Raw genomic sequence first — 21,376 nt, forward strand, 5'->3', positions numbered from 1 at the left:
TATTCGGTGATCGCTGCGGCGTGCCTTGCACGACAACTGTCGCACACACTACGGTGGATCAAGATAGCCACTGAGCTGCACAAACTCCTATCTGGAGTCGGCCTCAGGCATCGCGAGCCCCAGAGAAACTCCCGCGCCTACCTCACGGCGTGGCTCGAGATCGTGCGCGCCCGCCAGCGTACCCGCTTCTACGCCTACACCAAAGAAGTCGCCGCGTTCCGAGATCTGGTCGAGCCGAACCCGCCACGGAACTTCTGGTGGGTCTACTCCTACGGCGGAACCCAAGACTCCGCGCTGGACCCGGCCGTCGATCGAGTCGCCGACGTCTTTCCCGACGAACAATCCATCACCGCCGCCGGCTGGTACTCGCAAGAAGAGTCCGACCTGCTGGCCGTGCTCGGGCCGACGCCGGTCGGGATCCCGGCAAACAACATCGCGCACTTCAAGGCCCGCCAAGCCGGGCGCCGGTGGAGCCGCTGGCAGGCCGGTGTCGAGGCCGCACGCGCCGCTCGCCGCACCGGCACCCAGCCAACCACAGCAGCCGGCGACCGGTCGGGCGCGTCCGGCGACCCACGGTAGCGCCGACCGGGGCCACGGCGGCCGCTCGCTGCTCGGCAGTGCGGCCCAGGTGCAACGCCGCCGTGGCCCCGGTCCGCGCTGTCACCGGCTCCACGACGTGCCCATCCGGGACGCCCGCCCGCCGCGACCACGGCACCGGCACCGGCACCGGCACCGGCAACCGGATCGGCACACCCTGCGATCGGAAGGAACCCCAGGAGATGTCGGACGACTTGATGTCGTATCTGCGTGCGGTCGCGGAGGTTCTCGGCGAGCCGTGGCGCGCCGTCACCTCCCGCCGTGTCGGTGAGGACGCCGCGCTCATCGGCCCCGACGGCGGGTGGATCAGCGTGACCGTCTCCTACCGCGCGGAACGGACCCGCCTGGTGCTGGAAGCATGGCTGGACTCCGAGCTCAGTCCCCATCAGCCCACCGGAATGGTCCGGCCGTCGGTGACCGTGGCGCGGGCCCGGCCCGCCGCCGCGGTCGGCAAGGACCTGGCCCGGCGGCTGATCCCGGACGTGGTCGAGCTGATCGCGGCGGCCCGGGACCTGGCGCACCGGCGCGCGAGCGACGCCGCCGACCTCTCCAGCGTTCTCGCCGCGGTCGGGGCGGGATTCGGCACCACCCCGGCGGCCGGAGCGAACACCGTGTCGGTCGGTGCCTACGGTCAGCCGTTGTTCGCGACGGCGCAGGTGCTGCAGCCGTTCTGGCGTGACCGTCAGCGGCGGGTGCGGTTCAGCATCGACGCCACCGTCGAGAACGCGCTCGCCTTGGCCGCGCTCGTCGGTGAACGCGCCGCCGCCGGCCACACCGCGCCCGCCGCGCCCGGCAGCTGCCGCTGACCTTCGGCGCTGCAGCCGCCGCACACACCCCGACTCCGGCGCCCTACCCGGCGCCGGAGTCCTCTTCTTCTCTCTGGAAGGACGATGCCATGGACGCTCTTACCCGTGTGGTCACCCTCGACGACTCCCAGGCCCGGATCGTCGACATCCGCGCCGACGTCAGCGTCGGTGACGCCACGCTGTGCGTGCACGGCCTCTGCCCGGCGGTCTCGCGCGAGACCCGCGACCGGGTGCGCGCGGCCATCCGCAACAGCGGCCTGACGTGGCCCGACGGTGTCGTGCACCTGACCGCCTCCGCCGCGCACCCGCGTTCCGACGTCGATCTCGCCGCCGCGGCCGCGGCGCTGGTGGTCACCGAGGCCGTGCCAGCCCGGCGGCTGACCGCGACGGCACTGATCGGCGAACTCGGTCTCGACGGCACCGCCCGGCCGGTCCCCGACGTGCGGACGCGGGCTATCGCGGCCGCCGCGGCCGGGTTCACCCACCTGGTCGTGCCCGCCGCCAACGCTGCCGAAGCCCGCGACGTCCCCGGCCTCACCATCGTTCCCCTCGCCTGTGTGAACGACCTGGTCAGCTGGCTGCGCGGCGAACCCAACCAGACTCAGCGGCCCGAGTCGCGCGACGGAGCATCGCCTACCGCACCGTGGACGCCTGAAGCGTGGGCCCGGCTGTCGCCCACGGCGGTCCGGGCCGCCGCAGTCGCCGCCGCCGGCGGTCACCACACCCTGCACGTCGCGGCCCCCAGCACCCCGGTCCTCCTGCTGCCACGGTTGATCCGGGCGCTGATGGCCGACCTCACCGACACCGAGGCACTCGAGGTCAGCATGTGGCACGTCCTGGCCGAGCACCCCTGGCCCGGCAACGAAGCGCCCACCCGGCCACCTGCCGCTGCCCTGCGCCCAGACGACACCATCGCCGCAGTAGCCGGGTCCCTGAGCCGGCCGGGACTGCTGACGCTGGCCCATCGCGGTGTCCTGACCGTCGAGGATCTGCCCGAGTTCTCCGCCCGCATCGTCGAGGTGCTGCGTCCGGCGCTGGAGAACGGCACGATCGGCATCACCGCCGCGGCAGGTGCCGAAACGCACCCGGCCGGGGCCCGCATGGTGTTCACCGCCCGCGACTGCGCCTCCGGCTGCGTCCGGATCGAAGAGTGCCGCTGCACCCCGGCGCAGCGTGCGCGCTACCTCGCCCGGATCCCGCTGTGGTTGCTCGATCGCGTCGACCTGTTCCTGCGGGAGGTCACCGTCGCCGAGCCCGATCCGTCGCTGCCGTCACTGGAGTCGCTGCGGGATAGCGTCGCCCGAGCGCGGGAACGCGCATGCGACCGGTGGGGTGCTGCGCCGGAACCCGGCGCCGAGATCGACTACACGAAAGCCGTCGCCGGCCTTCCCGCCAACGCGGTACGGGAGCTGGACGACACAATCCGGCAGGGCCGGATTACTTTCCGGACCGCTGCGCGGTGCCTGCGGCTGGCCTGGACGCGTGCCGATCTGGACGGCCGGGCGCACCCGGACATCGCCGATATCTGGCTGACGCTCTCGCACCGCAGCGGGATGCTGGGCCTGCTGCGGAATCCGGCTCCGAGGTGAGCTGCAACGGGAGGTGAGTTGTGGGGAAAGAGCCCGTTGGCGGCAAGCCGGTGCAATGGTTTAGGCAGAAGATGAGGAAAGTGTTGCTGCGGTGTGGAAAGCGGGTGCGGGTGTTCCGGTCGGGCCGACGCACTCTAGCGGAGCCTGGCGTCGGCGGAAGCCCGCCCGATCACGATCTGTGCTTTCGGTCGTGCGGTCGGGGCGGGCTTGCCGCCGACGCGGGCGGCCCCGCTTGGGCGAGTGCGTCCCGACCGGGACGCCCGCACTCCCCTTCTTCTCCACCGCGACGCGGTGATGGAGAAGGAGGTGGTGCGGGGTTCGTGGCCGGTCACCGGATTAATTTCCGGTGACCGGCCGGCCCGTGTGAAGGAGCGCCTTCGTGACCAGCACGATGGATCTGCCGACCCAGCGCGACCCCGACCTCCCCACGACCGACCTCCCCACCAACGACCTGGGCGGTGTCGTCACCGTCGACACCGCCCCCGACGGCGACACGTCCTCGACCGGCGTCGAGGAGACCCCGCTCGACGAGCTGTCCGACACGGAACGCGTTGCGCTGCACGCGCAGTGGGACGCCGAGATCGACACCATCGTCCGGGCCGACCCGGACAAGGTGCTGCTCGCCGAGAACGTCCGCACTGACAACGCCGAGGCTGACGAGGACACCACGGCGAACTTCAAGACCCACGGCGTCAAGACCGCGGTCAACGGCTACCGCGACTACGACACCGGCGCCATCGTGGTCACCGAAGGGCAGCGCCGCGTCCTCAACGCCCGCGAAGCCGGCTGCACGGTGCCGGTGTGGATGAAGACCCCGCCGCCGGCCGACGAGCGCAAGGCCACCATCGAGCGGATCGTCAACCAGTTCATCGAGAACGACCCCGCCTTCCGCAGGTCCCTGACGCTGGCGGACACCGCACGGGCTCTGGAGCAGCTCGCCGCGTTCAACCTCAAGCCCGCCGGGATCGCCCGCAAGCTGGCGCTGGGCAGGAAGGGCAAGTCCTACGTCGAGAACGTCCTGCAGGCCGGGCAGAGCGAGCTGGCGCTCAAGGCCAGCGAACGCTACGACCTGGATCTGCTGCAGGCCGCGGTCATCGCCGAATTCGACGAAGCCGGCGACACCGACACGGCCAAGGAACTCATTCTCACCGCGCGGACGGCGCCGAACAACTTCGCCCAGCTCGCCGAGCGCAAGCGCGCCGAACGCGCGGACAAGCAGCGGCTCGCGGCCCTGACCGAGGACCTCACCGAGGAACTGACGGCTGCCGGCGTCACGATCTTCGACGAGAGCCTGCCCGGGGACGAGAGCCTGCCCGGGCACGACGGGGACGCGCGCTCGCTGGACCGGCTGCGCCCCACCCCCGAGGATGAGCCCCACACGGAGCTGACCGCGGAGGACCACGCGTCCTGCCCGGGACACGGCGCCTGGATCGAGACCGACCACCACGACGAGCAGGGCAGCCAGATCCCGGTGGCCGTCTACGGCTGCGCCGACTTCCTCGCCCACGGTCACGCCCTCAGCTACGCCCCGGCCGGCCGCGCGGACTTCAACCCCGTGCCCACCAGCGTCGGCACATCCGTCGACCACGAATCCTCCGACGACGAGGACGCAGCCGAGCAGGCCGATGAGGTCGATGCCGCGCGCGCCGCCCAGGCCGCCGCCGAACTCGAGCGCCGGAAGGCGGCGATCATCCGCAAGTGGGTGATCCAGAACAACAAGGACTGGGACGCCTCCGCAGCACCGCGCCGGGAATGGCTGGCCGGGCTGGTGCAGCGCAAGACCGCGCCGCAGGGCGCGCAGCTGTTCCTCGCCCTGCAGAAGGCCCACGGCGGCTACGAGCTGCGGCGCGCGTTCGAGCGCAACCACCCGCTGGCCATGACGCTGTTCGGTCTGCGGGACGGGGCCACGCTCGCCGACCTGACCGCCAAGGTCGCCAAGGCCCCCACGGCGGGGAAAGCCACCCTCTACGACCTGTTCCTCACCCTCTGCGCGATCGAGGCGGACCTCTCCCGCAACACCTGGCGCAGCCCATGGAGCTCCGCCCAGGCGTACATGGCCGCGATCATCGGCTGGGGCTACCCCGCCTCCGACGTCGAGCGGAAGGTGATCGACCCGGAAACCGAGCAGGAGGTCATCGCCGCGCAGCTCGGCGACCTCACGACCGGCCCCACCAGCGACCGCGGCACGACCACCGAGGGTGACGAGGCCGACGGTGCCGAGGCCACGGGCGACGACGGTTTCGACCACACGGCGGTCGAGGACCCCGTCCACGACTCCACCGCCGGGGGCGACGACGTCGACGCCCCGGGCACGGACGACCACAGCGACACGGCGACCGACCACACCGACGCCAGCACCGATCAGGAGCCGGTCGAGCAGAACACCGAGGCCGAGGCGGAGCTGATCGGCGCCGCGAGCTAGCCGCTCGGATCGTCGCCGCACCCGGTTCCTCTCCAGGGGCGGGCCCGCGCACTACAGCCGGGCCCGCCCCGGCTTCCTGCCCCGTCCCGTCGTCCTTGCCTCCCGCCGGGCTCGCCGCCAGCCCCGCGCGTGAACGGAGTTCCTTCGATGCATCCGCACCTTCCTCCGGTCTTCGACAACGTCCACCGCACCAGCACCTACGCCGCCGGGCACCACCCCGTCTGGCCCTACGCCCCGCTGCCGCCCGGCCCGTGCTGGACCCACGCGACCTGCCGCTGCGGCTGGACGGAGATCGCCGAATCCCACAGCGACGCCCGCGCTCTGGCCCGCCACCACCGCCGCTACGCCGCCGAGCATCCCACCTACCTGCCCGGCACGGCTCTACGCATCGGTGGCCGCAGCCACCAAGCCGACGCCACCGGCACCCACATGTCCATCACCGGCGCCCGCCACGGCTGGGCCCTGGCCGACGGCATCGGCGACACCACCTCAGCCGCCTACGCCGCCGGCAGCACGGCGGCGCTCGCCAGCTGCGTCGCCTCCGACCGCGGCGCGGTCGGAGGTCTGCTCGCCGCTACCGGCATCCTCGCCGGCGGCCTCACCGGCGACACCGTCATGGTCGTCGCCACCCCACTCCCGCCCGCGCACGGCGATGGCTGGGACATCGCGTGGGTCGGGGACTGCCGCGCCTACGAATACGATCCCGACACCGACATCCTCACCCAGCTGACGGTCGACCACACCTACGGCCAGCAGCTGCGCGACACCCTCGCCGAGCGCTACCGCGACCGGCCACAGGTCCTCGAGGACCTGGCCGCCGGGCAGGACCACGTCGTCACCAGCTCCGTCGCCACCGCCACCCTCGCCGACATCGGCCACGTCACCACCACCGGCCCGCGCCGCCGGTTGCTGCTGACCAGCGACGGCGTCCACCAGTACGTTCCCCACGCCTCTCTCGCCCGCGCGGTCCGGACGTTCAGCGACCCAGCTGCGTGCGCGAACCGGCTGACACTCGCCGCGCGGTACTTCGGCGGTACCGACAACGCCGCAGCCATGGTCATCCATCCCGTTCCGGCCCCGATCGCGGCCGAGCTGGTGCCATGACCACCACGACTGCGCCGGCGTCGGCGCTCGTCCCCGCCACCAACGGACTGCTGGCAGCCGCGTTGGGCGCCGCCGGGCGCGGGTGGCCGGTGTTCCCGCTCGCCCCGGGCAGCAAGCGGCCCGCCATTCCCAACTGGCAGCAGCGCGCCACCTGCGATCCCGACCGCATCCGCCGCTGGTGGCGCCGCCACCCGAGGCACAACCTGTTGACCGGACTAAGGAGCGACACTCCGAAGTGGACGCTGAGTTGGATGCCATCGACATGTAGGACTTCGGCAACGTCCAGTTTGGGAGGTTGCGTGGGAGTCCTCAGCGGAGCTGACAGCAGGGATATCAGCTCGATCATCATTCCCCGATGGGGTCGTGTCACAGCCGCGAAGGGCGTGGTGCCGTGGCTGGTGGTCGACCCGGCCGATGTCCCGGTCGAGCCGATTCGGAGATTCCTCTCTGACTTCCTCGCCCGAGACAACAGCCCAGGATCAGTGCGCAGCTACGCCTACGGCCTGTTGCGATGGTGGCGATGGCTGCAGGCGGTGGAAGTGGAGTGGGACCAGGCCACGTCGGCGGAGACCCGAGACTTGGTGTTGTGGTTGGGGCAGGCCTCCAAGATCCGCCGATCCGTGCGGACGAAGTCGGCGGAGACCGCGGGCACGGTCAACCCGATCACCCGCAAGCAGTACCTCGACGACCACTACAAGCCACGGACGGTGCGGCACTCCAACGCGGTCGTGCGTTCCTTCTACGAATTCTGGATCGACATCGGTGAGGGACCATTGGTCAATCCGGTGCCGCGAGGCCGCGGCAGAGACCGCCGTCCGAACCAGCACCACAATCCGCTGGAGCCGTTCCGGTCCGAGGGACGTATCCGCTACAACCCGAAAGTTCCCAAACGCAGGCCCCGGGAGATGCCCGAGGACCGGTGGAGGGACTTGTTCGCGGCGCTGCGGTCCAATCGCGACCGTGCCATCCTGTCCGCTGCTGTCAGCAGTGGCGCGCGGGCCTCGGAGCTGCTGGGTGTCCGTTCGGCAGACCTGGGCTGGGGTGACCAGCTGATTCGGGTCGTCCGCAAGGGAACCCACGCTGAACAGTGGCTGCCGGCCAGCCCGGAGGCATTCGTCTGGCTGCGTCTCTACTTGGCTGACCTGGGCCGTCCCTTGGAGCCGGGCGAGTCCGTCTGGCAGACGCTGCGACGCCGTGATCGCGGGAACGGCCTCGCGCGGCAGCCCATGAACTATGAAGCGTTGCGGGCGGTGTTCCGGCGGATCAACGCGCTCCTGGGCACCAACTGGTCGATGCACGACCTTCGCCACACCGCGGCGATCAGGATGAGCCGGGACGAGCGACTGTCGATGCGCGACGTGCAGGCAATCCTCGGCCACGCCCACCTGTCCACCACCGCCGACGTCTACTTGGTCGAGGACGACGCCGAAGTCATCCGCCGGGTCCACCAGCACCTTGCGGACAGAGAGTCCCAGCCGCCTGCCCCAGCTCCTGCCGCGGTCGGCTACGACGACCAGGACCTCGCCGTCTTGTTCGGAGGGAGCCTGCGATGACAACCACCGCAACGGATCGCAAGCAAGCAGCTCTCCTCGCTGCCCGACCGGGGCAGGTGTGCTCCGGGCACGGCGTCAGCACGGCCGACGGGCTCCCGGCCGATGACGTTCTCCGGTTGCTTGAGGACCTGCCCTCGTGGTCGGACTGGGAGGGGACCTCTCCCGGACGGCGGCTCAGGGGCGCGGCGCGGGTGCTGGCCTGGCTGCAGACCTCGCCCGGCACCGGCTGGCAGGAGCGATGGGTCACAGCGGGCGGTGACCAGGGAATGGGCTGGATCGACCAGCTCGCCGCCGAGGACTCACGGACCCGTGACATCAACCTCGTGGAGCTGCGGGCAGGGCTGAACTGGTTGTTCCTGGCGCGTGTGCTGCGCCCGGGCTATGGCTATTTCGCCCACACCAAAGCGGCTTTCCTGTTCGAGCACGCCCCCGGCGTCATCAGCCCTGAGCTGTTCGAGCGCATCCGCCGGGACGCCGCGGCGTCGGTGACCACCACAGCCAGGGAGCACACTCAGGCCCGCCGGGCGCTGGTCAAGCTCGCGCTGCACACCGGCAAGAGCCTCGAGGACCTCGACCCGGCTGATTTCTTCGAGTTCCGGGACTGGATGACTCCACGCCGCAAGGCCAATAAGGGTCTGGGCACCGCCTGGGAACTGCTGCGCCGGGCCGGGATCCTGACCGTGTGCGAGTCCCTGCGCTCCACCACGATGCGGCGCGGACAACAGTCGCCCAGCGAGCTCGTCGACTTCTATCGCATCCAGAGCTCGACCGCCCGGCAGGCACTGATCCGCTACCTCGAGGAACGCAGCCCCAGCCTGGACTACAACTCACTGCGGTCGCTTGCCAGCCATCTCGCCGGCAGGTTCTGGGCCGACATCGAGGCCCATCACCCAGGGATCGACAGCCTCGAAGTGCCCGAGGACGTCGCGCACGCGTGGAAGCAGCGTCTTCGCTTGGTGCACATGGGGAATGGACGAACCCGACCCCGCACAACATGGCTGGACACGCTGACCAAAGTCCGCGCCTTCTACCTCGATATCCAGGAATGGGCGCACACCGACCCGTCTTGGGTCGCCTTCGCGGTCTCCAGCCCGGTGCGCCGGGGCGACACTGACGGGATCGTCAAAGCCCGACAGCAAGCCACCGCCCGGATGCACCAACGCGTCCGCGAACGCCTGCCCCAGCTGGCAATCCTCGTCGACACAGCCGAGCGGCACCGCGACCGCCAACGCGCGTTGCTGGACGCGGCAACCGCGACTCCCGACGACGGCTTGTTCGCCCACGACGGCCAGCGCTATCGCCGGATCGTCGCCAACGGCAAGGACCAGCCCGGCGGCGAACGATACCGAGGCTCGGACGCCGTGGTCGCCGAGAACGTCGACACCGGCACCAGGATCGACCTCACCCGCGCCGAAGACGAGGCGTTCTGGGCTTGGGCGGTGATCGAGACCCTCCGGCACACCGGTGTCCGCATCGAGGAACTGCTGGAGATCACGCATCTCGCGCTGACCTCCTACACACTGCCCAAGACAGGCGAACTGGTCCCGCTGCTGCAAATCGTGCCGTCCAAGAGCAACGAGGAACGGCTGCTGCTCATCAGTCCGGAACTCGCCAGCGTCCTGGCCACCATCATCAGCAGGCTTCGCCGCGCCAACGCCGGCGCCGTCCCTCTGGCCGAACGCTACGACATGCACGAGAAACTCACCGGCCCGCCCCTCCCGCACCTGTTCCAGCGCCGCAACACCCACCGCTGGGACGTGATCAGCTACACGGTCGTCCGCAAACTCCTCAACGACACAGTCGCCCGGACCGGGCTGCGCGACGCGTCAGGCGACACCTTGACCTATACCGCCCACGACTTCCGGAGAATCTTCGCCACCGATGCGGTCACCGGAGGCCTCCCGGTCCACATCGCAGCACGATTACTCGGACACCACTCCCTGACTACCACGCAGTCCTACCTGGCCGTGTTCCAAGAAGACCTCGTCCGCGCCTACCGGTCCTTCCTCGACGGACGGCGCGCGGTCCGACCAGAGGTCGAGTACCGCGAGCCGACCGAGCAGGAATGGCAGGAGTTCCAACAACATTTCCAGACACGCAAACTCGAACTGGGCGACTGCGGCCGCCCCTACGGCACACCCTGCCAGCACGAACACAGTTGCCTACGTTGCCCCATGTTGAGGGTTTCGCCCACCCAACGACCCCGCCTGGTCGAGATCATCCGCAACCTCCACGACCGCATCACCGAAGCCAAGATGAACGGCTGGCTCGGCGAAGTCCAAGGACTCGAATACAGCCTCACCAAAGGAAAAGAGAAGCTCGCCAATCTCGACAAGACCATACGCAACTCCGCTGGCACCTTGACCGACCTTGGACTGCCAACGCTGCGCACAGCAAGCCAACAGTCCATCGAACCGGCAACTCCGAACGGAGGCTGACGATGAACCCTACCCACTTCCAGGACGCGGCGCTGGCAGCCGCGCGCCGAGGATGGCCCGTCTTCCCCCTCCACCCCAACTCAAAAATGCCAGCGATCAAACAGTGGCAAAAGCGCGCCACCACCGACGAAACCCAGATTCGCCAGTGGTGGCCCCGCTACTCCAGGAAAAACGCGGGCGTCGCCTGCGGCCCCGCCGGGCTGGTCGTGCTCGACCTGGACACCGCGCACGACGCCCCGCCCGAGGACTGGGCGGCGCTGGCCCCGCGGCACGGCCGGGACGTGCTGCGAATTCTCGCCGAGCGCGCCGGCGAACCCGACCCGATCGACACCTACACCGTGGCCACACCCGGAGACGAAGACGACGCCGGCGAGCACCGGTACTTCCAAGCACCGCCCGGCATCGAGCTGCGCAACACGATCGGCGCGAACGGCCGTGGCCTGGGCCCCTACCTGGACGTTCGCGCCCACGGCGGCAATATCATCGTCGCCGGGTCGGTCCGCCGCGTCAGCGGTAAGTACCGCCTCTACCGGGTGACCCGTGACGTCCCGGTCGCGCCGCTGCCGCCCTTCCTGGTTACCGCGCTGACCCCGCCGCCGCCACCGGTGCGGGTACCCGTCCAGCTCTCCACCAGCGCCGGATACGGCGCATACCTCAAGACGCCGTTGACCGCGGAGCCCGACCGTGTCCGCCACGCCCCGCAGGGCGAGCGCGCCGACATCACGTTCAAGGCCGCCGCCAAGCTCGGCGAGCTGGTCGGCGGCGGCTACCTCGACGAAGCTGTCGCCCTGGACGTGCTGCTCGACGCGGCCAGCGCGCACAACGGCGTCGGCGGCTGGAACGAAGCCGAGGCGCTGCACCACATCCGCAACGGCATCGCCCGCGGCCGCCAGAACCCTCGGAGGATCGAGCTGGCCGACTGATCTCCGCCCCAGGCCTCACGGCCCGGGCTTCCCGGGCGGCACCCGTCAAGCCTCGCGGCGGCTGTCGCCCCACCGCCGGGTGTGCCGCAGAGCGCGGCACACCCGGCGACGTGTTTCCCGGGGCCTGTTCCGCGCCGGCATCACCGCGATGTCGCCGCGCGCCGATGCCCCGCTCAGGTGCCGCGGTCGCCGCCGCCGAGCCGCTCGTCACCTCCGGGCCCGGGCGCCCACCGGCACCACCAGGCCGGAGCGCCCGTGGATCGCCCGGAGGTCAGCACACCGGGCGGGGGCGAGCGTCCAAGTCCTCCGGCCCGGCCGGTCGAGATGAACCGCGCCGTCCTGTCGCGGTGTTCGCCGGCGGCCGGGTGCAGCGCGGTCCACGTCGACCGGCCGAGCCTGCGGACTTGGCCGTCCGCGCGAGCGCGGACCCCCACCCGGCGCGCTGAGGCAGAGCCGCGCCCCACAGACACCCCAGCCCCAGGAGGCACCGATGGACACCCAGCCCCTCACCGGCACCGGCAACTGGCGCGAGTTCACCGACCGCGACGCCCACCAGGACCGCATCGCCGCCGACCTGGCCGCTGACAACGGCGAATGGTGAGGAGCCTGCGATGCCACTGCGCTACCAATTCCTCGTCTACGCCGGCCTCACCATCCTGATCAAGCTGACCGCGTTCCTGTGCGGCGGCACCATGCCGTGGTGGCTTGCCGCGATCATCGCCCTGGTCGTCGGTGCAGCCATCGCGCTGATCACCGAAGACTTCTGGCTTGCCCGCGACGCGGCACACGAACACGGCGACGACGACGCCTGACGGTTCCCACCCTTCCCCGGCCCGACGCGAACGCGCCGGGCCGTTCTTCTACCTCGGAGGTTTCCGTGACCCTGATCGACCTCGTGATCTGGGCAGTCGTCGGCACCGTCGTGCTGAAGGAACTGGTCGAGGTCCGCTCCTGGTGGCTCTCCGCGCTGCTCTCCACCGCGTTCGTCGGCGCGGTGTGGGTCTCCGCGCTGATCGGCGTCCTGCCCGGTCTGGAGTGACCGCCCAACCGCCTACACCGAAACACCCACTCTCCGGGTCCGCCGATCGGCGGACCCGGTTTTCGTTCCGGCCCTCGCGCCCGAAGGAGCCCGAAATGCCCCTGCGCTACCAGTTCCTGCTCTCCGGCCTGCTGACCCTCCTGCTCAAGCTTGGCGCCTTCCTGGCCGAACGAACCCTCGCTTGGTGGCTAGCCGCCGTCATCTCCCTGGTCCTCGTTTTCGGCGGCGACCTGCTCTGGGAGCTGGCACTCGACGGCGACAACGGCTCGGGGGACTGATGACCAAGACCGAGAAGCAGCGAATCGCCCGCCGCGCCCGCCGATACGGCTACTCCCGCAGCGACACCGACCTGTCCGTGAACTGCCCCGAGTGCCACGAAAAGGTCTCCACCCGGTTCTCCCGTGACGCCGGGACCATCATCCGCCAGCTCGACGCGGCGATGTTCGTCCACTTGGACCTCACCTGCGTCGTGCACAACCCCGACGCCTCCCAGGAGATCGGCGGCAGCTGAACCTCACCGGTCCGGCCGGGCCTGCTAGCCCGGCCGGACCGGTCCGTCACCACGCCCACACGATGGAAGGACCGCGATGTCCCGCACGACACCCGACCTGCTCGACAACTTCCTCAACGAGGCCGACACCCGGCGCCGTCGCGTCGATCGCCAGCTGTACCCGGTGCGGCTGCTGGACATCACCAGGCAGGTGCGCGCCGCGGTGCCTGACGCGAACGCACTGCTGCTGGACCTCAGCACCCGCTGGGAGAGGCCGCTCGGCCCGACGCTCACCTCCATTCGCTCGACCGCCACGTTCTCGGCGATGTCCCCGCCGCAGTGGCTGCGGGACTGGCGCAGTCCGCAAGGGCTCGAATGGACGTCGGTGGTCGCCAGGGTCGAGCAGCCCCTTGCCCTCGCCCTGGGCCTCGGTGAGCCGGATGACCTCGGCTGGCACCACCTCGACAACGACGACGAGGAAGACGAGTGGCGGTTGGACCTGCTCGACCCGCTCGCCGTGAACGCTCTGGACACGTTCCAGCAGTCGCTGTTCGCCGACCTCGGCACCGAAAGCCAGTGGATCTACCTGGACTTCTTCAGCGCCGAGGACGGCGCGCGCCACTTCGCCCGCCGCGCTGCCCAGCGTGCGAAGGCGGCGGCCTGGTCGAGATCACCCCGACGCTGCCTCACGGCGGTGACACAGACACCTGCCGTTGCGTGCGCCGCCTGAACGCCTGACCTCGGCGCGGTGCGGAGCCGGACCGCGCGCCGGCTCCGCACCCCGGTGACCCGTGCAAAAACAAGCGCCAGGCGGAATTTAGGATCGCGATTTCTGATAGGTGTCAGTTTCGGTTTATCTACGGAATGAAGGCTGTTCCTTATTGATCGGACGGCTTGGTAATACCATTGCGTATTGTGTCCGGTCTCTGTTGTGGTGGTGGCAACCGGGGCGCTCGCCGCCCCCGGACCCCCGGCAGGCCTCTGGAATGGATCGGGAAGGGAGGAAGCTGCGGTTCCGTGGTGGACCAAGGCGATTCATTCCGTCAACCAGGCCAAAGAGCTATCGCGGGCCGTCAAGGGGGTCAACACCAGGAAAAAGCGCCCTGGTGTTGACCCCCTTGACGCCCCGCGATGGCCGCTCAGCCAGGTTGACGGAATGAATCGCCAAGGCCCCCCACTTTGTGGGTGAGATTTTCGACGACCTAACGGTCATCGAAATAAAAAAGTGACCCGGAATTTGCGGAAAACTCTTCCGTAAGGTTAGTAAGGTTGGTAAGGTAGACATTATCAAGGGGAACACGGAAAGCCCCGCCGGGGCCGCCAAACTCCGGTCACCACAAAAACCGAAGGAAGCGAAATGACCACCAGCACCATCACCCACAAGGTCCGTTCCCGCCGCACCCCGTTCGCCGCCAACCCGAACCGGTTCTGCAACGTGTGCCTCGTCGAACGTTCCGTGATGGAGCAGAACAACCCCGCCCTCAAAGGCCGGTGCACCGACCACGCCGAGAGCGACGCCGCCCCGCTGATCGAATTCCCCGACCCGGTCTTCGAAGCCGAAGCCGCCGCGCTTCGCTCGCTGGACCCGCGCCTAAAGCTGATCTCGCTCGGCGACCCCGACGCAGCCAACGACACCCCCGAACAGGACGCCGCGCGGCGAACTGACCTGCTGACCAAGATGGGTTACCACAAGCCCGCCGCCGAAGTCGTCGAGGAGACCGCCGCGCGGCTGACTTCGCTCGGCCTGGACCCCGAGACCGGCGACATCCGCCGGTGCAGGACCTGCGACGCGAACGTGTCCCACGTCCCGGGCGCGGAATACTGCTCCCGCCCGTGCCAGGCCGACGCCGCCGCCGAGGAGCAGGCCAAGAAGGCCGCCCCGGTTGCCAAGACCGCCGAGCCGAAGCCGCTTCCCAGCGACGTCCGCCTGGCCGTCCGTTTCCTGATCAGCGACACGCTCACCGACCACGAAATCCGCGTCGGACTCAACAGCGCGTGGAGGCTGCGCCAGGGTCACCGCTTCCCCCCGGCCGCCGTCGCCGCCGCCGCCCGCGTGTGGTTCGAGGACTACAACCGCGAGACCTACAGGCGCGGCACGCGCAACACCAACGTTCTTCGCGCCCTGAACGCGGTCCGCGACGTGATGTAGAAGCAACGGCCACCGGCCGCCGGGTGCGACAGCGCGCCCGGCGGCCGGTCCCGCCAACCGATGCGACCGCACAGCCTGAAGGAGTTCCGCGATGAGCGCCCGCCCAAGCATCAGCCGACGACCCCACCAGCCCGCCCGCCCTGACTGCGCCGTGTGCAGCGAGGCGCTCACCCCCGAGGACCACGACCCCGCGCGCCACGACGGCATGTGTGCGCCGTGCCGCGCCCACGCACACACGATATGGGCCGCCGACGGTGCCGCCGAATTCGCAGACTGCCGCTGCGCCGCGTGTCTCGCCCACAGCGCGGGGTTCGCCATCGCCGTGGACCTGAACGCCTCACGTGATGTCGACCCGTGGGCAGCGTCGGTCAACTCCTGCCCCTGAACCCCGAGGCCGCCGGGTGCGACACCGTGCCCGGCCGCCGGTTCGCGAAGCATCGGCCTGACCGGCATCGAGCCGGCCACGCCGATACGAGGGGGCTCGCGCCCCCTCGTGCTCCCCAGCGCCCACCCGCCCACCCGGCCCGCCTGCCGGCGGGCACTGAATCGGGCTCCGGCGCCAGGGCGCCTCCGCCCTGATGCTGCGCATCTGGCGGGGCCGGCGCCTGGCGGCACCGTCCCCGCGTGCTCCGCGCCTGGCGGCGCTCCACAAACACCACCCGCCACGGAATCCGGGTGGAGGCGCCCTGGCGCCGGAGCCCGGATTCCCCGCCTTTTTTGTCGTGGTGCCCGGTGCCGTCAGGCGCCGGGCACCACGACGGCGTTCCGCGCCTGGCGGCGCTCCACACGCTATCCCGATGCCCGGCAACGACGCCCCGGACCGCCCACTCCAAACTTCACCGTGCTCCCGTCCCGAACGCCACGCCGTCACCGGCGAGGACCGGCAGCGCCGCGCCCACCGCGCCGACGGCCGCCCGCAGTACTCAACACCAGCCCCCGCGGTCCGGGGCGCTCATGGAACGCCCGAGGGCAGCACCGCCCGGGAGGGGCACGCGCCGATGAACCTGCCCACCCGGGCAGGCGACGGTCCTCGCTGCGCTGCGGGCCACCCGCCCGGGCGAGCAGAACCCCCGCCGTCCTGCGGACCCCTCCCGCGCCGCGCTGGGCACCGCCGCGTTCCACCAGCACCCAGCCCAGGAGGCGCAACCGTGTCCGAGTACCCCGACCTGAACGCCACGCCGACGACGAAGCACCTGCGCGACTACACCGCCCGGCTCGCCGAGTCCGGCACCGCGGTGCTCGCCCAGCTCGACCACATCGGCGCGCAACTCGGATGCAAGCGCGTGAGCTGGTCGTGGAGTGCCGACTACGACTACCGCAACCCGGCGCCGCGGCTGCCGGTCCTCAACGGACTCGTCGACGGCCGCCCCATTGCCGCCCGGCAAGCCGCGCGGCAATGGGCGAACGTGCTGGGCCTGACCGAGGCCCGCAAACCGAGCCCGGGGACCATCACCTACGAAGGCGAGATCGACGGCATCAAGGTCCAGATATGGGCCGTCGTCGACAACGTCGCGTTCGGCGGGAAGTTCGCCAACTTCAAGACCTACGCGCCCGACGCGATCCTGACCGCGATGCTCGCGTTCTCCACCATCGCCGCCGGCGTGCTGCTCGCCCGGCACAACAAGCTGGCCAAAGCCCTCGCCCGGTAGCCGCGGAGCCGGCCCCGGCCAGACGGCCGGGGCCGTGGCGGCGAAGCCACCGCCGAAGCACCACCCGGGCACCCTGGTCGCTCGGCGCTCTCCTCCGAATGCACCGACCACCACGGCCAGCAGGCCGCGCTGCGGCCTGTCCCCTGCAGCGTTCGCCTCCGGCTCACGCCGACGTCGTCGCGCTGTCAGCCCACTCCTCCCAGCGAACCGCGCCGCCCACGCGCCGAACCGGTGGAGGACACCGGCCGCCGCCGTGCACCTCGCCGCGCGTCCCGCGCACTCCGCCGCGGGCACCGGTGCAGCCCGCACGCTCGGACCGGGAGCGGCCCGGAGCCTCACGGGCGTCCCCTCGCGCCAGCGGACCGCGAGCTGACACCACAGGTCAGCACACCACGCAGGGGCTTCGCGGCAAGCCGTCCACGCCCGTCCGGGCGGGTGAGACCAGCCTCGCTGCGCTCGGTCGCTGCGCGATCCCACCCGCCCGGACGAGCGCTTCCCGCTTGCCGTCCTGCGGACCCCTGCCCGGCGCGCTGAAGCCACGGCCCGTCAGCTCACCGACCCGCAGCACGGGAGGCACCAACCGATGACCAGGCACCACCTCACCCCGAAAAACCCGGCGACCGCCGACACCATCGTGATCGGCTACGACCGGCCGCTGCGGACCTTCTTCGCCCAGGTCTACAAGGACCGCGACGACGCCGAGCCCACCTTCCTGCTGCTCGCCGGATACCAGACCGGCGAGCACCCGTACGCGCACACGATCATCGACCTGGTCAGTGAGTACGCGCACACCCCGGACGCCCTCTACGACGCGCTCGACGACGACCGGGCCTGCGCCCCGTTCCGGACGATCCAGGAAGTCAACGCGGTCAGCCACTGGTCCGAGCACGGCCTCGCCGAACCCGTCCCCGCGACCTGACCGAACCCGGCGGCGCGGCCACCAACGGCCGCGCCGCCGGACGCCCCTCGACACCGTGGAGGCACCCTGACGATCCGCGTCAGCGGGTCCCTGCTCTACGGCTTCGAGCTGGGAGACCTGGCCTGCGTTCGTGCTCGCGGCGAACAGCACGATCGCGTACTACGACTCGCCCGAAGAAAGTCGACCTGCTCGACCTGGAACGCAGGAGGCTGGCCGGACGCTGGAACGAACGGCTCACCGCCGCGCTGCGACACCTCGGCATCACCCCGCACGCACCACAGCCGAGGTGGCTGCTGACCGCCGCCGAGTAACCAGCGGAAAGTCCGTGTCGTGATCGAGCCCGCCACCCTGGGGGGAGGGGCGACGGGCTCGATACCGGACAAGTCGCGGTCTCCACCGGCACCGTTACGACCCGATTCCCGGCACCGCCGTCGCCCGACAAGCGCGCTGCCGCGGCCGCCCGCCCGGTCACCACGACCTGCGGCCGCACTACAGCAGCGGGTCTCGCCGCGCGGCCCGCCGTCCGGTCGCCGGGCCGTGCGCCGAGCACCCGCGCCCGGGCGCCCGAAGTGGTGCCGGATGCCGAGCACACCATCCCTGCGAGCCCTACCGACCGCCGTTCCGCCACCTCGACGCCGCACGCTTCAAGCCGCTCACCAAATTCCGGTCCGACACCACCGCGCTGGTCATGCCGCACTTCTCCCTTGACGCGCCTGCTTGCGGAAAAGCCTCGCCCCCGGTCGCAACCGGGTCGAGATCGCCGACCACCCGCGCACCGCCCCCGATCACGGCTGATCCCTCGCGCCCGGAGCCAGTGAAACGCCCGAAGGTCAGCAGACCGCGGAAGGGCACGGCGCCGATGAACCGGCCCGCACCGACCGGGTGAGACAAGCCCCTTCGGGGTCGCGCACGCGCGATCCCACACCGCTCGGCGGAGCCGAACCCCCGCCGCTCCTCGCTACCGCTCGGACCCCTCCGCCGCCCGCTGAGGCAAGCCGCGTTCCACCGACACCGAGCACCAAGGGGAGCCAGACCATGAACGAGATCAGCTTCACCGGCAACGTCAGCAAGATCCACGAGACCCGCCACAAGGGCAACGGTGAGACGATCTTCAGCTTCGACCTGGCCGTCGAGAACGGCTACTGGGACAAGACCCGCGAAAAGTGGATCTCGCGGACCCGCTTCCAGCCCGTCGTGACCTTCCGCGAGCTGGCCGTCAACGTGGCGCAGACCCTCAAGGTCGGCATGGCGGTCACCGTGACCGGCCTGCTGCTCGACGACTCCTTCACCCCGAACGGCGCCCAGTACGCGGTCCGCCGGGACAAGCTGGAAGCCACCGACGTCGCGATCAGCCTGCGCCGCGCGACCGCCGTCGTCACCAAGACCGGCAAGTCCCGCGAAGAGGAAGGCCGGGAGCACAACCGCCAGCAGCTGACCACCGCCGCCTGACCCTCGCAGCGCCGGCACCGGGACCCCGGTGCCGGCGCTTTTCCTCGTCCAGTTTCAGCAGCCAGTCCGGAGACACTCGTGAACCGCACCTACGTCGTCCGCTACGCCTACCCAGACCAGTACCCGCCCGGCACCGACCTCCGCGACGCCGCCTGGGACTCGCTCCTGCGCTACGCCCGCCACTTCGAGCTCACGTTCGACCGGCGCGAGGTCTGGACGATGTCCGGCTACCGCTGGCGGTCCCACGCGCCCGGCGAGCCCTTCTACATGACCGATGTGCCCGGCGTCCGCGTCGACGTCCACATGCAGGAGAAGCCGTGACCGAACCGCACGGCCTCGTCATCACCGAGCACGCCAAGTTGATGAGCGGCGGCTCGATGAACGTCTTCCCCGACGACCCGGAAACCGAAGCCGACTACCCGATGGACAAGCGGATCCGCGCGCACCAGCGCTTCGGCGGCAAGGTCTACTGGCGACGCATCATCGTCGTGGACGACTGGGAAGAGGTGCCGCGGGCGTAACACCACCGGACCTCGCGGCGTTCGCCCGTCCCGGCGCGGGCGAACGTCGCGAAAATATCGGTGCGGCGACCTACGCTCGATCAGGTGACGACCGCGCCACCCGCACAGCCGGCCGGGCGCAAACGCCGCCCGCCGCTGCTCGAACTCGTCGTCGATCCCGACCGGGACGGCGAAGAAATCGCGCGGTTCCAAGCCAAGGTCGTCACCCCGCCCACGGCCGCGAACAACACCCCGAGCCCGATGTGCTCCCTGTGGCGCGGCGCCGTCGCCGATGACGGCTACGGCCGCTTCGCCATCGTCCGCGGCGGCGTGCCCTACACGGTCAAGCCACACCGCTACGCGGTCGCGTGGAAACTCGGCCTGGCCGTCGCCTACGGCCAAGTCATCGAGCATGTCGACTGCGACAACCCGCTGTGCTGCTACGCCGACCCCGACCCAACGCGCGGCCACATCTGGCCCAGCACCCAAGCCGACAACCTGCGCCGCATGGCCCACAAGGGCCGCGGCGGAGGCAGCGGCTGGTGGCGCCGCAAATGGTCCGGCCTCAACCGGCTCGAACGCGCCGAACGCTCCCGCCAGCTGCGCGACGCAGTCAAGGACGGCTGGAACGAACCGCAGGTACGCGCCGTCCTGATGCGCATCGACCCCGCCCAGACAGTCCTGTTCTAGCCGGCAGTCGCCTCGACCTCGTCGTCAGAACCGCCGCGGCTCTCAGCAGGCTCCGGCGCGACCACCGCGTAGCCCGACGCCGGACGCGGCGCCCGCTCGGGCTCGACCGCCCTCCCAGCCGCAGTCGGTGTCTCCACTTCCGGTTCGCCGCCGGACTGCCTGGCCACCTGCGCCCAACGGCGCAGGTCCTCCACCTTCTGCTCGGTGAACTCGGCCAGCTCCGCCTGCGTCCACTTCAGCGCGATGGCAACGTTCACCGCCCGCCCGGCCGCAGCTTCCGCCTCGGCCACCTGCGCGCTCTCGCCCAGCGCCGCCTCGAACGCCTCTCGCAGCTTGCGGGACCGCTCCGCGTCCCCGTCGCGGGTCTTCAACGCGGCCTCGAACGCCTCGCGTAACGCGGCCTCGTGCTCAGCGCGCGCCTTGACCGCACCGCCGGCGGCGTCTGCGACCGCCAGCACAGCGGCCTCACGGCGCTTGCGCTTGTCGTCATCCTGCTTCCGTACCTTGGCTCGGATCTCGCGTGCGGATGGCACCGTGACGTCCCCCGATGTCGAGTTTCTCCCCTGACAAACCTCACGCTAGATCACCGGTATACCGCCGTGCATCCGATTGCCGCAGCACACGGCGGGTGCAGGAGCGACGCGCCACCCCGGGGCAGTCACCGCGAGGCCGCCCCTGACGGTTTCCACCGATCCGCTGATCACCGACCATCCACGTCGTGACGAACGCTCGACGCGATCTGGACGGGCGAAGACCGCAGCCCGGCCGACCTTCGTCGACGAGACACCACCTGACGGTTACCGCCTTGAACGGACGGCCTGACGGCCGGCTGATTCCTCGTCGGCGCGACGCGCCGACGACGCGCTCGCAGGGCGAGCGCGGACGGCCGCCGGAGCGGCCGCACCTCGCCGTTGGCGAGGTGAAAGACAACGGACGGCCTGACGGCCGACCGTGTTCTGCCCGCTTCGCGGGCCTTGTGGGCGTGAGAAACCGCCCACAAGATCAACAACTTTGAGCTAAGGTATCGCTACGCGATACGAGGGAAAATGATCTTAGGGG

21 protein-coding genes are annotated in these 21,376 nt (G+C 70.4%); 20 read left to right on the plus strand and 1 reads right to left on the minus strand.

Annotated features, from left to right (window positions below; genetic code table 11):
• From ACLJOU_RS24670 to ACLJOU_RS24765, 20 genes are all read left to right on the plus strand, one after another.
• Positions 1 to 579: GP88 family protein (locus ACLJOU_RS24670; RefSeq protein WP_410570303.1), on the plus strand; the 579-nt coding region annotated here is incomplete at its 5' end.
• A 200-nt stretch (positions 580 to 779) separates the two neighbouring features.
• Positions 780 to 1,403 (plus strand): hypothetical protein, encoded by a 624-nt coding sequence (locus ACLJOU_RS24675; RefSeq protein ID WP_410570305.1) that lies wholly within the window; start codon positions 780 to 782, stop codon positions 1,401 to 1,403.
• Positions 1,404 to 1,492: 89 nt separating this feature from the next.
• A complete protein-coding gene (locus ACLJOU_RS24680) occupies positions 1,493 to 2,992 on the plus strand; it encodes an ATP-binding protein (RefSeq protein ID WP_410570306.1) in 1,500 nt (499 codons plus the stop codon).
• Positions 2,993 to 3,371: 379 nt separating this feature from the next.
• On the plus strand, positions 3,372 to 5,414 hold the full coding sequence (locus tag ACLJOU_RS24685) for a hypothetical protein (RefSeq protein ID WP_410570308.1): 2,043 nt from the start codon (positions 3,372 to 3,374) through the stop codon (positions 5,412 to 5,414).
• 147 nt (positions 5,415 to 5,561) lie between these two features.
• Complete coding sequence (locus ACLJOU_RS24690; protein WP_410570310.1) at positions 5,562 to 6,518, plus strand: PP2C family protein-serine/threonine phosphatase; 957 nt, start codon at positions 5,562 to 5,564, stop codon at positions 6,516 to 6,518.
• Complete coding sequence (locus ACLJOU_RS24695; RefSeq protein WP_410570311.1) at positions 6,515 to 8,071, plus strand: tyrosine-type recombinase/integrase; 1,557 nt, start codon at positions 6,515 to 6,517, stop codon at positions 8,069 to 8,071. Before ACLJOU_RS24690 ends, ACLJOU_RS24695 begins: the two co-directional genes overlap by 4 nt.
• A complete protein-coding gene (locus tag ACLJOU_RS24700; protein ID WP_410570313.1) occupies positions 8,068 to 10,509 on the plus strand; it encodes a tyrosine-type recombinase/integrase in 2,442 nt (813 codons plus the stop codon). Before ACLJOU_RS24695 ends, ACLJOU_RS24700 begins: the two co-directional genes overlap by 4 nt.
• 2 nt (positions 10,510 to 10,511) lie before the next feature.
• Positions 10,512 to 11,432, plus strand: a complete 921-nt coding sequence (locus tag ACLJOU_RS24705; protein WP_410570315.1) for a bifunctional DNA primase/polymerase — start codon at positions 10,512 to 10,514, stop codon at positions 11,430 to 11,432.
• Between the two features lie 611 nt (positions 11,433 to 12,043).
• Positions 12,044 to 12,244 (plus strand): hypothetical protein, encoded by a 201-nt coding sequence (locus ACLJOU_RS24710; RefSeq protein WP_410570317.1) that lies wholly within the window; start codon positions 12,044 to 12,046, stop codon positions 12,242 to 12,244.
• A 65-nt stretch (positions 12,245 to 12,309) separates the two neighbouring features.
• The gene (locus ACLJOU_RS24715) at positions 12,310 to 12,471 is read left to right on the plus strand and encodes a hypothetical protein (RefSeq protein ID WP_410570319.1); all 162 of its coding nucleotides are present in this window, start codon (positions 12,310 to 12,312) and stop codon (positions 12,469 to 12,471) included.
• A gap of 95 nt (positions 12,472 to 12,566) precedes the next feature.
• Positions 12,567 to 12,749, plus strand: a complete 183-nt coding sequence (locus ACLJOU_RS24720; RefSeq protein ID WP_410570321.1) for a hypothetical protein — start codon at positions 12,567 to 12,569, stop codon at positions 12,747 to 12,749.
• Positions 12,749 to 12,982, plus strand: a complete 234-nt coding sequence (locus ACLJOU_RS24725; RefSeq protein WP_410570323.1) for a hypothetical protein — start codon at positions 12,749 to 12,751, stop codon at positions 12,980 to 12,982. Before ACLJOU_RS24720 ends, ACLJOU_RS24725 begins: the two co-directional genes overlap by 1 nt.
• 76 nt (positions 12,983 to 13,058) lie before the next feature.
• A complete protein-coding gene (locus ACLJOU_RS24730; protein WP_410570324.1) occupies positions 13,059 to 13,691 on the plus strand; it encodes a hypothetical protein in 633 nt (210 codons plus the stop codon).
• Between the two features lie 627 nt (positions 13,692 to 14,318).
• The gene (locus tag ACLJOU_RS24735; protein ID WP_410570326.1) at positions 14,319 to 15,110 is read left to right on the plus strand and encodes a hypothetical protein; all 792 of its coding nucleotides are present in this window, start codon (positions 14,319 to 14,321) and stop codon (positions 15,108 to 15,110) included.
• Between the two features lie 1,148 nt (positions 15,111 to 16,258).
• A complete protein-coding gene (locus ACLJOU_RS24740) occupies positions 16,259 to 16,759 on the plus strand; it encodes a hypothetical protein (RefSeq protein WP_410570328.1) in 501 nt (166 codons plus the stop codon).
• A gap of 583 nt (positions 16,760 to 17,342) precedes the next feature.
• Complete coding sequence (locus tag ACLJOU_RS24745) at positions 17,343 to 17,678, plus strand: hypothetical protein (protein WP_410570329.1); 336 nt, start codon at positions 17,343 to 17,345, stop codon at positions 17,676 to 17,678.
• 1,035 nt (positions 17,679 to 18,713) lie between these two features.
• On the plus strand, positions 18,714 to 19,127 hold the full coding sequence (locus ACLJOU_RS24750; protein ID WP_410570331.1) for a single-stranded DNA-binding protein: 414 nt from the start codon (positions 18,714 to 18,716) through the stop codon (positions 19,125 to 19,127).
• Positions 19,128 to 19,205: 78 nt separating this feature from the next.
• Positions 19,206 to 19,448 carry a hypothetical protein gene (locus ACLJOU_RS24755; RefSeq protein WP_410570333.1) on the plus strand — a complete coding sequence of 81 codons (243 nt, stop codon included), beginning with the start codon at positions 19,206 to 19,208 and terminating at the stop codon, positions 19,446 to 19,448.
• On the plus strand, positions 19,445 to 19,648 hold the full coding sequence (locus tag ACLJOU_RS24760) for a hypothetical protein (RefSeq protein WP_410570335.1): 204 nt from the start codon (positions 19,445 to 19,447) through the stop codon (positions 19,646 to 19,648). The genes ACLJOU_RS24755 and ACLJOU_RS24760 overlap by 4 nt, the downstream gene beginning before the upstream one ends.
• Before the next feature lie 84 nt (positions 19,649 to 19,732).
• Positions 19,733 to 20,317: a hypothetical protein gene (locus tag ACLJOU_RS24765; protein ID WP_410570336.1), complete on the plus strand. Its 585-nt coding sequence runs from the start codon at positions 19,733 to 19,735 to the stop codon at positions 20,315 to 20,317.
• Here ACLJOU_RS24765 and ACLJOU_RS24770 read toward each other — a convergent pair.
• Positions 20,314 to 20,850: a hypothetical protein gene (locus tag ACLJOU_RS24770; protein WP_410570338.1), complete on the minus strand. Its 537-nt coding sequence runs from the start codon at positions 20,848 to 20,850 to the stop codon at positions 20,314 to 20,316. The two genes, ACLJOU_RS24765 and ACLJOU_RS24770, sit on opposite strands and share 4 nt — an antisense overlap.
• Positions 20,851 to 21,376: the final 526 nt, after the last annotated feature.

This window comes from Amycolatopsis sp. cmx-4-61 (assembly GCF_046548775.1).
GTDB lineage: Bacteria > Actinomycetota > Actinomycetes > Mycobacteriales > Pseudonocardiaceae > Amycolatopsis.

Coding starts and splice junctions, on each gene's coding strand:
- ACLJOU_RS24675 (WP_410570305.1), top strand. CDS start 780: ATGTCGGACGACTTGATGTCGTATCTGCGTGCGGTCGCGGAGGTTCTC.
- ACLJOU_RS24680 (WP_410570306.1), top strand. CDS start 1,493: ATGGACGCTCTTACCCGTGTGGTCACCCTCGACGACTCCCAGGCCCGG.
- ACLJOU_RS24690 (WP_410570310.1), top strand. CDS start 5,562: ATGCATCCGCACCTTCCTCCGGTCTTCGACAACGTCCACCGCACCAGC.
- ACLJOU_RS24695 (WP_410570311.1), top strand. CDS start 6,515: ATGACCACCACGACTGCGCCGGCGTCGGCGCTCGTCCCCGCCACCAAC.
- ACLJOU_RS24700 (WP_410570313.1), top strand. CDS start 8,068: ATGACAACCACCGCAACGGATCGCAAGCAAGCAGCTCTCCTCGCTGCC.
- ACLJOU_RS24705 (WP_410570315.1), top strand. CDS start 10,512: ATGAACCCTACCCACTTCCAGGACGCGGCGCTGGCAGCCGCGCGCCGA.
- ACLJOU_RS24710 (WP_410570317.1), top strand. CDS start 12,044: ATGCCACTGCGCTACCAATTCCTCGTCTACGCCGGCCTCACCATCCTG.
- ACLJOU_RS24720 (WP_410570321.1), top strand. CDS start 12,567: ATGCCCCTGCGCTACCAGTTCCTGCTCTCCGGCCTGCTGACCCTCCTG.
- ACLJOU_RS24725 (WP_410570323.1), top strand. CDS start 12,749: ATGACCAAGACCGAGAAGCAGCGAATCGCCCGCCGCGCCCGCCGATAC.
- ACLJOU_RS24730 (WP_410570324.1), top strand. CDS start 13,059: ATGTCCCGCACGACACCCGACCTGCTCGACAACTTCCTCAACGAGGCC.
- ACLJOU_RS24735 (WP_410570326.1), top strand. CDS start 14,319: ATGACCACCAGCACCATCACCCACAAGGTCCGTTCCCGCCGCACCCCG.
- ACLJOU_RS24745 (WP_410570329.1), top strand. CDS start 17,343: ATGACCAGGCACCACCTCACCCCGAAAAACCCGGCGACCGCCGACACC.
- ACLJOU_RS24750 (WP_410570331.1), top strand. CDS start 18,714: ATGAACGAGATCAGCTTCACCGGCAACGTCAGCAAGATCCACGAGACC.